The organism is Paenibacillus sp. FSL H7-0942 (genome assembly GCF_045040715.1).
GTDB classification, from domain to species: Bacteria; Bacillota; Bacilli; order Paenibacillales; family Paenibacillaceae; genus Paenibacillus; species Paenibacillus amylolyticus.
Window position 1 is genome coordinate 6,052,238 of the sequence record NZ_CP150279.1, and the last position, 13,905, is coordinate 6,066,142.

A 13,905-nucleotide genomic window follows, 5' to 3' on the forward strand; every position below is an offset into this window, starting at 1 on the left:
TTTGATAAGGCTTCCTCAACATCCCTCCTCTAGAATGAATCCTATATTGCACTCGGGAGTGATTCGACTTGTCCAAAAAGGTGATTATCCGTGCACAGAATCTGTGCAAAACGTACAACAGCGGAAGTGAACAACATCATGCCATCCGTAATGTTGATCTTGACATCTATGAAGGGGAATTCACGGTCATCATGGGTAACTCTGGCTCTGGCAAATCAACCCTCTTATATCTGCTAAGCGGACTGGATCAGATTACAGCAGGTGAGGTCTATTTTCGCGACCAGCGGATTGACGCTTACAGTGAACGCCAAATGTCCGACTTCCGCACCCGCCGGATCGGTTATATCTATCAAAGTATCAATCTGGTCCCAGACCTTTCCATCAAAGAGAACATTGCTTTACCGGGATATATTGCAGGAAACAAAAAGAAGGACATCCTATCCCGCGCTGCTGAGCTGATGAATGCCATGGATATTGATGGACAGCGTAACCGCCTCCCATCCCAAACTTCCGGAGGACAGCAACAACGAGCTGCGATTGCACGGGCTTTGATCAATTCGCCGGATATCATTTTTGCGGATGAACCGACCGGAAGCTTAAATATGGAACATGGCACAGCCGTTCTCGATACCCTTACAGATATTCATCGAAAAGGACAGTCTGTTGTTATGGTGACGCATGATATCAAGGCCGCCTGTCGGGCAGATCGCCTGATCTATATTCAAGACGGCAAGATTGGCGGAATCCTTGAATTTGACACCTATGACGAACATCAAATTCAGGATCGTGAAGCGATTATCTTCGCTTTGGTTACGGGGAAGGAATAACGATGGCAGTCATATTTAAACTTAGCTTGTCGTATCTGAGTAGGAACAAAATACAAAATGCGCTGATTGCGCTGCTCCTGCTACTCTCGACAGTTCTTGTATCTACAGCTATTGTCATTCTGGCGAACACTGGCAATCAGTTTTATGAAATGCATACCCGAACCCATGGATCTCATCAGATCCTGACATTTGAAAAAGGACTGAATGACCCTGACGCTGTGCACAACTGGTGGGCTTCTCAGGATGGAGTTCAGGTGTCTCCTTTGCTAACGTATCGTACATTGTCAGGCATCATTTTGAATGAAACTCACATCCCTAACATCTACCTGTACATGTTTAATACGCCTCCGCCGCCTTGGGGTGTGGATGAACTAATTTTCTCAAGCGGGACGCCCGACACAGTTCCCGAACAAGGCTCCGTCTGGATTCCAACGTCCATGGCGAATGCTTATCATATTTCCGTAGGTGATACCATTGGCTTCAAAACCGGCTCAAGCACACTTGAATTGAATGTATCGGGCATTGTCATCGATGTACCATACGGGGCACCCTTCTCCAATACAGCACGGGTCTGGATGAATCCTGCCGATTATCAACATGATCTCGCTACACTTGCTGGCAACGAGAATCGTATGATGGGCATCCATTTTAACGATTACAGCATGAATTCGGTGTATTGGGAACGGTACAATCGTGAGACAGGTATTCCGTTTCTGGAATCGAAAATGGAGTTCGAGGCCATTGCCTCTTTTTATCTGATCATCAATCAGGTTATTGGATTCATCATGATATTCATGGGTGTTGTCATGCTCTCTATCGCCCTGATGACCATCGGATTTACGATTGCGGATGCCATCCTGGCCAATTACAGAACGATAGGAATCCTCAAATCACTAGGTCTGACTTCCCGAAAAACGATAGGCACCTATGTTATTCAATATGCATTGATATCCATCGTAGCCATTATCCCAGGATTTGCACTCAGTATATGGATATCCAAATGGATCATTAATATTTCTGTATCCTCTCTTCGAGTGGGGAATCAGAACATTCCAGTCCAAGGATTGGATGCGGCCATACTGGCCGGCGTACTACTATTTACTCTAGTGATTCTGTTCACTGTGTTATATGCCAAAAAGGCACGCAGCATACAGCCCGTGCAGGCTATTCGGTATGGTATGTCGGAGACAGATCACAGCCGGATGGCTGGCAAAATGAATTCGCCATTGGCGCACTGGATCGGGTTCACACGACTGCCTGTGACCGCCGTGCTTGGATTCCGACATGTGTTCAAAAACACCAAAAGCTCTGTTCTAACAATCCTGCTGACTACCATGGCTTCCTCCGTACTTGTTCTGGGTTATGTTCTGCTGACCAGTATAAACGGAATTGAACAGACCGCAGCTAAATGGGGGTATGACAATGCCAATATCGCAACAGTCGTAGTGAACAAAAGTAACTTCCCCAAGGCTGAACTAAAGCACGTGTTAGCGCAGGATTCGAGGATCAGCAATGTAGGCTGGCAAGGGAACACAACGGGTGTAATTAGCCCGGAGTCTTTGGCAGCAGTAGAGGGCCAATCCATCAGTCTCAACTTGAGTGTACTGGACGGGAGTTATCAGGAACTTGGATTCGAAACGTTAAAAGGGGTTAACCCACAACATGCGAATGAAATTGCCATTGGTGTAAGTGTAGCCAAAACATCAAATAAAGATCTCGGTGATCTTATCGATATCTATATTGAAGGAGAAAAGCGTACATTCCTCATCACAGGCATCTATCAGGCGTTCGCCAACATGTCTGTTTCAGGCAGAATCACCATTGATGCCATGAGAAGTGTGAACCCGGATTATAGTGAATTTGATGTTATCTTCATCAATGTGAACGATATGGCACAAGCGGGTAAGGTTGCCTCTGAATTAAATGAGCAATTTAAAGATTTTGCTTCGGTAGTCACTCAAAAGACTTTGCTTGATTCGGTTTACGCGGAAGCCGCTAACATCCTGATCTATCCGATGAGCCTGATCGGATTGCTGTTTATCATTGTGACGTTCATCATTATTTTCAGTACCTGTAGAATCAATATCCGTAAAGAGAGCAGAACGTACGGGATATACAAATCGCTGGGAATGACATCTCGCCAAATCCGGTTGTCGCTCACCATGGGAATGTTCATACTGTCCTCCGTGGGAGCCATACTGGGTATTTTCGTCGGCGTATACCTGCTGCCTCTTCTACTCGAAATGGTCCTTTCCGGTTATGGTATCGTACAGCTTCCACTGATCCTGCATTGGGGTGGAATGGTACTGTTCACCTGTCTAAGCATCATTGCAGCCAGTCTTGGCTCGTGGTTCTCTTCGAGAATCATTCGGGAAGCATCGCCACGTATACTGGTTATCGAATAATGTAATCAGAATGCCTTAACACAATAAAACAAGCCCTTCCATACCTCTATAGGATGTGGAAGGGCTTGTTATCATGATATGAACTAATTCCGCCATTTCTTCGCAAGTGCACCAATCTGATGTGGCGTAGTACGGCAGCAGCCGCCAATAATTTGCGCGCCCGCAACAACCCACTGTTTCGAAGCATCACTCATGCTGCCACAGGTACCCTGTCCGCTCCACGTCTTCGTCACTGCATCATACGTCTCACCTGAGTTCGGATACACAATAACAGGTTTGTCGCTAGCACTGCTGAGAATACCCACTGCTTCCGTCACCACTTCCATCGGAGCACAGTTCAGGCCAATCGCCGCAATCTGCGGCTCGGAGCCAAACGTCTGTGCACATACCTCAAGCGGTGTGCCCTCGCTGATGCTTGTCCCGTCTTTTAAAGAAAATGATAACCAGGCATACGCATGAGGGAACTCCTTCAGTACATCAACCAGCACCTGTGCTTCCTGCAGGGAAGGAATCGTCTCAAACGCCAGAATATCAGCACCCGCTTCAAGCAGCGCCGCCATACGTGGACGGTGAAATGCGGCCAGCGTCTCATCCGACACGCCGTAATGTCCCACATACTCTGAACCATCCGCCAGATAGGCGCCGTACGGACCAACGGACCCGGCAATAATTGGACGTGGACGAAAACTGTCTCCTTCCCGATCTACTGTACGATCTGTTATATGCTCCTCATTCTCTACGTTCTCGGAACGTACCGAAGGAGCTTCTACAAGCTGACCTGTCGAGCTTTCTCTCCCTACTAAACTACTCTGCACTTCTGCCCACACGTCATCTCTCGCCTGTACAGCCAGTTCCACCGTCTTCCGGATCAGCTCCAGTGCTGACTGTTCATCGATCCCTCTCTTACGGAAACCATCCACCGTCGCCTGATAACTGGATGTAATCGCACAGTCGGCTCCTGCTCGAAAATAATCTGCATGGACCTGAACAATAACATCCGGATTCTCAAGCAACACACGAGCAGACCATAGTGGATCATCGAGATCACATCCATGCTGTTCGAGTTCCGTAGCCAACGCTCCATCCAGAATCATGACCGGATGTTCACGAAGGATCTGTTCTATGGGGTTAGTCTGTTGTTCTTGCGTCATGTACTTGTCCTCTTTTCTTATTCACACGTTCTGTCAGATAATAAGCAGCGTAACATACTGCGATAAACGGAACCCCACAATACAGCGCAATTCGCTGTGTCGGGTCAAAGGCAATACCTATGCATGAAGCCAGGCATAATATAAATGAAACAATTGGTACCACCGGATACAGTGGTGTGCGGTAGACCAGATCTTTGACCGCATGTCCTTCCCGGATATATTGTCTGCGGAACATGTATTGGGAGGCACTGATACTCATCCATACTGCAACGACAGCCAGACCTGAAATGGAAACCAGTGTAATATACACGGTACCTGGCGCAATGATGCTGGACAGCAAGGCCAGCGCACCACCCACCATACTAATCAGAAGTGCATTCAGCGGTACTCCGCTTTTGGTCAATTTGGCAAACCACGGAGAGATCGTTCTTTTGTCAGCCAGAGACCAGAGCATACGTGAAGATGCATACAGGCCTGAATTGGCAGCAGAGAGAATCGCCGTCAGAATAACAAAGTTCATAATGTCTGCTGCATAGGGTACACCCACCCGCTCCATTACCGCTACAAACGGACTTTCCAGTACACTGGCATCCGACATGGGCAGCAAGGCCGACAAGATAATAATCGTTCCGATGAAGAAAATAACCAAACGCCACAGCGTTGTATGAATAGCCTTTGGTATCGTCTTTTCCGGGTTCTCCGTCTCACCGGCGGCAATGCCGATTAACTCGGTGCCTGAGAAGGCAAAGTTTACAGCAAGCATGGTCATCAATATCGCTGTAGCCCCATGAGGGAACCACCCGGATGCGGTAATATTCGATAGAAATGGAGCCGGTTCAGAATCCGCCATGGGAATGAACCCAAACATGGCTGCGCCACCGATAATAATGAAGATTACGATAGTCACTACTTTTACAGATGAGAACCAGAACTCGGATTCCGCAAAAAATTTCACCGTTAGAGCGTTAAACAGAAAGATCATCAGTGCAAAAACCGCGCTCCATATCCATACGTTTACCGATGGGAACCAGCGCTGCATAAGCAATCCGGCGGCTGTGAATTCGGAGCCAAGCGCAACAGTCCAGGTTAACCAGTATAACCAAGCCACCGTGTAACCTGTTGCCGGTCCGATATATTTGGCTGCATAACTATGAAATGCTCCCGTCTCTGGCATATGAACAGACAGTTCACCAAGACAGAGCATCACCAGATATACAACGATGGCTCCAATCAGATAGGACAGAATGGTTCCCAGTGGTCCCGCCTGCTGAATGGTGTAACCTGAGCTGAGGAATAATCCCGTTCCAATGACTCCTCCGAGAGAGAGCATGACCACATGCCGTGCCTGCATTTTCCGCTGAAAATGCCCTTTGTCGTTGTTGTTCTCCATACCTGCTGCTCCCCTACTTCTTCATCCAGAAAAAACAAAAAAGACCCACTCTGCCTAAAGAGTGCGCCGTTACTGACAAATAAAAACAAACGCTCCTATCTATCAGGCTTTCACCCGCTGGAATTAGCACAGTATCCTTCAGATCTGTTGCTGAGGTTTCTAAGGGCCAGTCCCTCCACCTCTCTGGATAAGAAAATGATTTTTTACTAATATAGCGATCTATCATGAATGTGTCAACAATTAAATAATATATGGCACACCTCGCTATTCGGTGGAAGACCCCGGATTCGTGATGGTGGTCTTTACCTCATAGGTGATCGGCACGGTGCTAAAAATTTTATCCCAATCGTCTTTGACTTTTTTCCATGTTTTAGGTTCTTTAATACGCAAGCTATCCCGAAAATCCGCAACATCTACTTTATAGGTATGCTGCAGTTTGTATAACAACTGTCGAATCTGTTGTTTGGCAAGTTCAGCAAATTCTTTTTCCAATTCACTGAGATACGCACCTTTTTCCTCTTCCTCGGGAGCACGCCAATCCTCCATCAACCAGCCTTCGGATTCAGTTTTCACATGGAATGAAATATCATCGCCAACCACTTTTGGAATTATTGTTGTTTTTTTCTTCTTCATTTCATATACAACAGTGAACCCCTCTTTATTGTATGTCTTCAAGATACCTCCTTTTTCTTTAGGTCTGAGCCAAGATAGCCCTTCTAGATCCGTTTGGCTGAGTTCCCCGATGAATTTTGTTGTTTTCCCATCAAAGATACTGGCACCGGAGAACTTGTCCTCTCCATTGAAGTTCAGTACATTCTGGAGCAAAAAGCTGGAACCGGATTGCATTTGAGCATCTAATTTGGAGAGTAGAACGGGGTCCAGGATTTTATTGGACAAGTATGAATTACCGGTAATACCTGTAAGATAAAATGCTGGAATCCGGGAAGGATCATCTGAAGTCAGTACATCAACAGCGCGATGATGGCTAATCAACACCAGACAGTTAGGACGAATATCGTTATCCCGAAGTACAAAATCCAGCAGCTGGTCCAAACCATACTTTTTGGCGATATCCTTGGACACAACGATAACCTTCAGATGATGTCCGATGAGCGGATGATCTCGTCTCAGTGCAAACTGACGAAAGATTTGCAGCAAGGAATCTCCGGTAAGCTGTTCATTGGAATAGGACGTTTTACCAGAAGCAGGCGAACCGGATTGTTGGCTCTTTTGACTGCTGGAATTACCGGGAGCAATCTGTACCGTGGCCGTCAAATTGTTCTGCTTGGAGTACCCTCCTCCCTGATTGGCGATGTTCTCCTCAAATTCCGTCTCTTTACCGATATCAATTCCAAGACCGACATAGACACTTAGATCCTCTATCTCCCGACTGCTCCAACATCCGGATATCGTTAAGAGAATGCATAATACAGTGGCTAAGCGTAACAACATACGGAATGTAATCATGCATGCTTGCCTCCTTTTTTGCGAATCAGACTTAACAACAGTAGTACCAGAGGTAAAATGCCAAACAAAAATACGGACACATTGCCCAGCATATCTCCTAGTGCAAAAGTATCATCCACTGTTTTGGGTATCATTGCTGTCAGATAAATGAACGGAAGCAGGCCGTACATGATGCCTTTGATTTTTTTGGAACGAAACAAATCACGAATACCCACCGAAGCGCAGTAATGTGTAATTGCTGTAGTCGAAAAGATTTGCATAATCCAGATGACCAGTAATAAGGATTCAAAACGCTCAAATATCAGACCCTGAATTTCGAAGCTTCTTACCAAATCCAGCGTTGGCCAGGTTCGAGTTTTAATGCCATCGAGCGATAAACTCCCTATAACCATCACCACCGTGATCAAGTAGATAATAGTGGATATGAGTATCCCCCAGGTCATCGCTTTATTGCTCTTCTTCGGATTTTTCATATAGGCAGTCATGATTAACATCACCTCATAGCCTGTATAAGATAATAGTGAAGGCTTCAACCCTTGGAAAACCGGCATGACCCCATCACCGAGTACGGGTCTCAGATTGCCAATTTCGAATAGCTGATTACTAAGCAAAATTTCAATCACAAATATAATAATCGTAATTGGAAGGATGATCTCAAACACGCGTACGATAACGCCAAGCCCGCCTGAAATCATATATACACCGATCCACATGAAGACCATCACAATCGCCCAGGTGGGGGTGCGTTCGAGCAGATACATCCCAGTCACTTCAGCCATAACTCTGATTTCGAATGCGGCAATAACTATGAAATACATAATCATAGACAATCCCAGTATGTAAGCAATCCAGCTGCCCGTAATCTCACGGGTGAACTGGAAGACGGTTTTCTCTGGAAATCTGCGACACAGGGTAACCAGAATTATTCCGACACCTATGATAATGAATCCAGATAGGATAATGGAAATCCAGACATCCGGTGTTCCGACAGCTTTGCTGGTCGTTCGAGGTAACGTCAATATCCCGGCACCAAGCATGTAATTGACAATAATTACAACAGCCTGTGTCGTGGTTAGCTTTCCTTGGGAGCCATTCACTTTAGTTCACCTCCAGACCTTCAGTAGATGGAATTCCATTTATTTTTTCCGATCATCATCTATCGGATTAGTCATTTTGGGACGCATTCTCATCATATTTAGCGGTGCACGGATAACAAAATCCTTCCATTCATTCATGTGATAAGGAACGGCTGGTGCAACATAAGGTACGCCAAAGCTTGAGAGTCGTGCCAGATGTGTACACACAAGCAGAAAGAACATAACCACGCCAAACAATCCAAGTACGGCTGCGCTGAACATAGCGGCAAATCGTAGAATCCTTAGCGTTAATCCCGCACTATAGACCGGAATCGTAAAGGAAGAGATGGCTGTTACCGCAACGACAATGACCAGAAATTGGCTTATTATTCCCGCTTGCACCGCTGCTTGGCCAATAATCAGACCTCCAACGATACCCATCGCTGGCGCAATCGGTTTGGGCAAGCGTATCCCGGCCTCCCTCAAGATTTCAATTGAAAGCTCCATGATGAGTACCTCAATAATCGAGGGGAATGGCACTCCGGTACGCGTTTCAATAATCGTCAATACCAGCTTGGTTGGAATAAGACCCGGATGGAACGAGATAAACGAGATATAGAGCGCAGGAGCAAGCAATGCCAGCATCGCGGCCATAAAACGCAGCACTCGCAAAAATGTTCCGGGAATCCAGCGTTCATAATAGTCCTCTGGAGACTGAAGCAACATGCTAAAGGTCACCGGTACAATTAATACAAATGGCGTTCCATCCAACAAAATTGCCACTCGGCCTTCCAGAAGGGCACCCATCACCCGGTCAGGTCTTTCTGTATTCAGTACCTGCTGAAAAGGACTCAGTGTATTATCTTCGATGAGTTGTTCCACATAACCTGATTCGAGCATTGAATCCATATCCATCTCTTCGATTCGCTTGCATACTTCTGCAACGAGATTTGGATCGGCAATATCCTGAATATAGGCTATCGCCAAATCTTTTTTGATCCGTGAACCCACTTCATACTTCTTAATAAACAGGCTCTGATCACTTCCATAACGACGTAAAATGCCTGTATTATCGCTTAATTGCTCTGTAAAACCAATACGAGGCCCACGAAGCAATCCCTCTGACAAGGGTTCATTCATACCTCTTGTTTTGATCTTATGAGCTCCAATTAATAAAGCACCTGGCAAACCATCAACCAGCAGTGCATTTTTCCCAAACAACACACCAACTGCGAGTTCTTGGAGGGACTTCGTCTCCTCAACCAGACTGACAGGAAGTAATTGATCTTGCAGATATGCCGACAGTAAGTGTGCGTTGTCTGGATGAAGGAAACCCTCCTGCTTAAGTAGAGGAACACCTTCGAACATCAACGGTGTAATCAAGTGATCATCAACTAAGTCCTGATCTACCAGGCCTTCGGTATAAATGACCGCAGCCCGTGTATTCGTTCCCCTAATAATAAATTCCCGAATATGCACGTCTGCATTGAGTCCAAAGCTTTCTTTCACACTCGTCAGATTTATGCTGTACTTTTCGGTTAATTTAATATTGGCATAGTGGCCTGTTTCGGTCCCTTCACCCTGCCCTTTGGCTGCTGGCGAGATATCCTTCGAGGATATGGACGATGGCTTGGAACGAGAGAAGCTTCCGCGCTTAATGGCAGCATTGATCCAGCGCATGCTCAATGTAATACCAATTGGAATGATGAAGACCAAGAATGCCTGAATCCATATGGACCAATCCGGCACGTAGGATACAATTGTTGACCACATGTTCCCACCCCAACATTTCTCTGCATGACATAGCTGCAGGTATTCCCAAGTATTGTGTCCCCGTTTGATCACAATAATTCCCGTTTTTTTGAGTACTGAACGACAAAAAAACGGTTCCTGTGCAAGGAACCGCTATTACTATATATTGTTATACGATTCTGGTCACATGCTCCGCTTTGGCATCCAACAAGTGAGCTGAAGCAGCAATTGCTGTAAAATCATTCAATGCGATCTCAATCTGCTTCTGGCTCTGCTCCACATATTCTTCTACTTTTTTGGTACCACCCGTGATATTACCAATCTCCTTGGTTATTCCAGTCACGCTATCACGAATCTCATTAATCGAACTCTCCACCATTGCAGATAGTTTCTTAACTTCCTTGGCCACGATATCAAATCCTCGTCCGTATTCTCCTGCATGTGCAGCCTCAATGGCAGCATTCAACGCGAGCAGTTGCGTCTGAGACGAAATCTCGCGTATCGTTCGTACCACGCCCTGAATCGATCCGGCCTGTTCCTGCAGATGGGTCAACGTTGCACGGTTAGAAGTTGACACCTCTGAGATATAGGAGATACTGGACATTAATTCCTGGCTCCGTTCAATGCCTACATCTGCCTGCCCATTCAGTTCATGGGACATCGTTTTCAGCTCATTCACTACGACCGAAATGTTGTTCTGACGGTTGGTAATGTTGGTGGCGATTTTGGATACACCCAGTATCTTCTGATTTGTCTCATCGTACACCGGCATATATGTCGCCTCAAGCCATACGGAATTCCCCTTTGCATCCTTGCGTTCAACCTTGTCCTGAAAGCTGACACCATTAAATATGCTATTCCAAAAAGCATCATATTCCGGAGTATTTGCAAATTGACCGAAGCACAGTTGCTGATGCTTCATGCCGTACATCTCATCTACCGTATATCCCATCGTCTGGGCAAAGACTTCATTCACGTAGGTTACCCGGCGATCCAGATCAAATCGAATGATAGCAAGACTTTTCTCCATCGACTTGATGACCATTGCATCGGTGACAACATCTTTCTTTTCCATATCTAATATAGACACTTGATAACCCCCACAGTTCATTCCATAATAGACAGCCTTTATTTAACTAGCAAAAACGATCATAACAACATATGTATCCATCAGGTTCTAGATGGCTCTACTATGGATACCCGATTTGCAGCATTTTGGATCACCTGTTGTCATTTATTTTTATTGCAACCCTGTTCAGTCAAAATATATAGTTGTTCCTTCGTTTCAATGCTTCTTCAAAATCCTGGATAAAAGGCTTCCATCAAAATACTTTCGGAGCATGTTCATCGTCCAGAAAAGAGACGTTATAACTTATCTTATCCGTAAAATATCTCTGTATCTACTAGTACGTATCGTAACATAAGGCAAAGAGGTATACACTTCTGTATTTGTAACGTATTTGTAACATAATTTCTGTTTTTTAATAACCGTTTAACCCCTATATACAAGAAAAACAGAACGATTTGTCGTGCATCGTCCTGTTTCTTATCCAGTCTCATCTTTATTATTTTTTTCGTGGTGTCCAGCGCTTCGTTTCACTGTGATTCGGATACTGAATGCCCGCAGGATAGGAGATCAGCTCGATCAGCATCCCCCAAGGTGCTCTTCCATACACAAACTGATTGCCTTCCCCACCTTCAATATGACCGGTCAACGCCCCAGGCTCTGTTAGCAACACCCCGCCCGCTTCCTCGAAGTGTAGTGCAGCTTCTTGCATATCGTCCACATACAACGCCATATGTTGCAATCCGTAATCTGATGCCCTAACTGGCTCCGATTGCGCTGTATTCGCGTACTGAAATAACTCTATACTGGCGCTCTCCCCGAGCGATAACATCCGAATATGAATAACCTTTGCTCCTGAACGCAGTCCTAATTTAAGCTCTGCCTCGGGTCCTTCCTGTGGGGGATCATCCGGCGTTATATGGTCATAGGCAAGTTGAGCTCCAAACGCCTGTTGTAGAAATAGTGTCGCCTGCTCCATGTCCGGTACAGTTATTCCAATATGGTCAATTCCTCTCGTAATCATGTTATCCCTTCTTTCCTTTACCCATTGAACTTGCTTGTACACAGCGACATCCGTACCTATATGATTTACACGAAAAGGGGTCCGCTATAACCATCGGTTGCTCGAACAACCTTGTATTGAAACCGAAGAAAGAAGAGCGCATGATATCCATGGCTCTTCTTTTTTTGATGTTTTTAAGTTAGTTACAGGTTTACATACCGAGTGCTTAACCGGGGGCCTGAACTCATTTTAAAAATCGTGTACAGTGACACATAGCTGAATCGCAATGCCAAATGGGTCCCGTACAATACCGTATCCTGGGCTGAATTCATTTTGTTCATACGGTACCAGTATCTTCACACCCTCATGTTGCATCAGAGAATGATACAGTTGATCGATGGTATCTTTATCCTTGGATTGAATACATAGTGACGTGCTGTTCCCCAGCTGCCATGCTCTCTCCGTGTCCATTGCTTCTTCCGCAATCATGACTTTGTTAACCCCAATCTCCAGCACCGAATGTGTAATATACTCATCTTGACCGGCAGGGTACTCGAAACCTGGGTTCATCTCCTTCATCTCTTTATAACTTTTCTTGAATATCACCTTGGCGTCCAGAAACTCCTCATAAAAAGCAATGGCTGCCGCCGCATCCCCGTTCATCGACAAAAATGGTATCACTTCAAAATTCATTATATTGCCTCCTTGTTCCTATTGAATTACACTTATCACTATAACAACGAAAGGTGCCAATCCATGGCACCATTAAGAGGGTTTGATATGAAAAAATCAGAACGTATGAACCAGATGCTACGCTTTATTAATCAAAAACAACAGTTCACCCTGCAAGATCTCATGCAGGAGTTCCAGATATCCAAACGAACCGCGTTAAGAGATATCGCTTCATTGGAAGAGTTAGGTGCGCCCATCTATGTCGAATATGGACGCTACGGCGGATATCGACTGCTGCAACAGATGCAGCTGCCTCCCATTTCGTTTAATACGGGGGAGCTTCATGCCCTTTATTTTGCGATGCAGGCTCTCCGCAGCTTCTCCAGCTTACCCTTTCAAGTCTCTTTCCGGACCATTCATGAGAAATTTATGAGCGCGTTATCCGACAAGCAACGACAGGATATTGAGAACATCCAACACCGGGTTTACTTCCAACATACCGAGCAGATCCGCGACAGTGCACATTTGGAGTTTCTGTTGATGGCTGCTGTTCAGAATATAGTGATCCAGATTACGTACGCTAATCAGCGTAGATCCTCTGATCAAAGGCCATCTTCTACAAACACCAATATCCGCACCATTCAACCCATCGCGCTCTATGCCAGGAAAGGTTATTGGTATTGTCAGGCCTATGATCTGCATAAACAAGCGTATCGTGTATTCCGCTGCGACCGTATCATTTCAGCCGAAACAACGGAGATTGAACCTTTAACTCATGTAAAGGAACTCTATTCACAGGATGCCCAATCTCTATGGAAACCATCGGAACAAGCAATTCCATTCAAATGCCTTATGGACGAAGCCGGGATGGAACTATTCCAGCAAGAACATTTTCCATCTATGCAGATCACCGAGAAGATGGGACACATGTATCTTGTCGGTTCATATGAACCTCACGAGCTTGATTTCATAGTGAGATATCTTGCAGGCTATGGTAAATCGATTAAGATTATGGAGCCCGTCATCTTACAGAAAGCATTAAGGCAGTACTATCTGGACTTGTTGGATCATGTATAAAGATCATATTTCTATATCC

11 protein-coding genes and 1 riboswitch are annotated in these 13,905 nt (G+C 45.4%); of the genes, 3 read left to right on the forward strand and 8 right to left on the reverse strand.

Translation table 11 applies throughout. From position 1 onward, the window contains the following. Positions 1-68: 68 nt before the first annotated feature. Positions 69-827, forward strand: a complete 759-nt coding sequence (locus MHI48_RS26680; RefSeq protein WP_076328842.1) for an ABC transporter ATP-binding protein — start codon at positions 69-71, stop codon at positions 825-827. A 2-nt stretch (positions 828-829) separates the two neighbouring features. Next, complete coding sequence (locus tag MHI48_RS26685) at positions 830-3,232, forward strand: ABC transporter permease (RefSeq protein ID WP_076328841.1); 2,403 nt, start codon at positions 830-832, stop codon at positions 3,230-3,232. 83 nt (positions 3,233-3,315) lie between these two features. Here the strand turns inward: MHI48_RS26685 and mmuM are convergent, their stop codons facing one another. The 8 genes from mmuM to MHI48_RS26725 form a co-directional block, all read right to left on the reverse strand. Then, on the reverse strand, positions 3,316-4,383 hold the full coding sequence (gene mmuM / locus MHI48_RS26690) for a homocysteine S-methyltransferase (protein WP_076328840.1): 1,068 nt from the start codon (positions 4,381-4,383) through the stop codon (positions 3,316-3,318). Then, the gene (gene mmuP, locus MHI48_RS26695) at positions 4,361-5,773 is read right to left on the reverse strand and encodes an S-methylmethionine permease (RefSeq protein WP_076253521.1); all 1,413 of its coding nucleotides are present in this window, start codon (positions 5,771-5,773) and stop codon (positions 4,361-4,363) included. Before mmuP ends, mmuM begins: the two co-directional genes overlap by 23 nt. 92 nt (positions 5,774-5,865) lie before the next feature. Beyond that, positions 5,866-5,967, reverse strand: a riboswitch (SAM riboswitch). A gap of 70 nt (positions 5,968-6,037) precedes the next feature. Further along, complete coding sequence (locus MHI48_RS26700) at positions 6,038-7,240, reverse strand: Ger(x)C family spore germination protein (RefSeq protein ID WP_051447013.1); 1,203 nt, start codon at positions 7,238-7,240, stop codon at positions 6,038-6,040. After that, positions 7,237-8,337, reverse strand: a complete 1,101-nt coding sequence (locus MHI48_RS26705; protein ID WP_047841650.1) for a spore germination protein — start codon at positions 8,335-8,337, stop codon at positions 7,237-7,239. Before MHI48_RS26705 ends, MHI48_RS26700 begins: the two co-directional genes overlap by 4 nt. 39 nt (positions 8,338-8,376) lie before the next feature. Beyond that, complete coding sequence (locus MHI48_RS26710) at positions 8,377-10,089, reverse strand: spore germination protein (RefSeq protein ID WP_036668138.1); 1,713 nt, start codon at positions 10,087-10,089, stop codon at positions 8,377-8,379. A 148-nt stretch (positions 10,090-10,237) separates the two neighbouring features. Further along, positions 10,238-11,143: a PAS domain-containing methyl-accepting chemotaxis protein gene (locus MHI48_RS26715; protein ID WP_076328924.1), complete on the reverse strand. Its 906-nt coding sequence runs from the start codon at positions 11,141-11,143 to the stop codon at positions 10,238-10,240. A gap of 490 nt (positions 11,144-11,633) precedes the next feature. After that, on the reverse strand, positions 11,634-12,158 hold the full coding sequence (locus MHI48_RS26720) for a VOC family protein (protein WP_179086536.1): 525 nt from the start codon (positions 12,156-12,158) through the stop codon (positions 11,634-11,636). Between the two features lie 228 nt (positions 12,159-12,386). Further along, positions 12,387-12,830, reverse strand: a complete 444-nt coding sequence (locus MHI48_RS26725) for a VOC family protein (protein ID WP_076328839.1) — start codon at positions 12,828-12,830, stop codon at positions 12,387-12,389. 87 nt (positions 12,831-12,917) lie between these two features. Between MHI48_RS26725 and MHI48_RS26730 the strand changes: the two genes are divergently transcribed. Next, positions 12,918-13,886, forward strand: a complete 969-nt coding sequence (locus MHI48_RS26730) for a YafY family protein (RefSeq protein WP_076328838.1) — start codon at positions 12,918-12,920, stop codon at positions 13,884-13,886. Positions 13,887-13,905 lie beyond the last annotated feature (19 nt).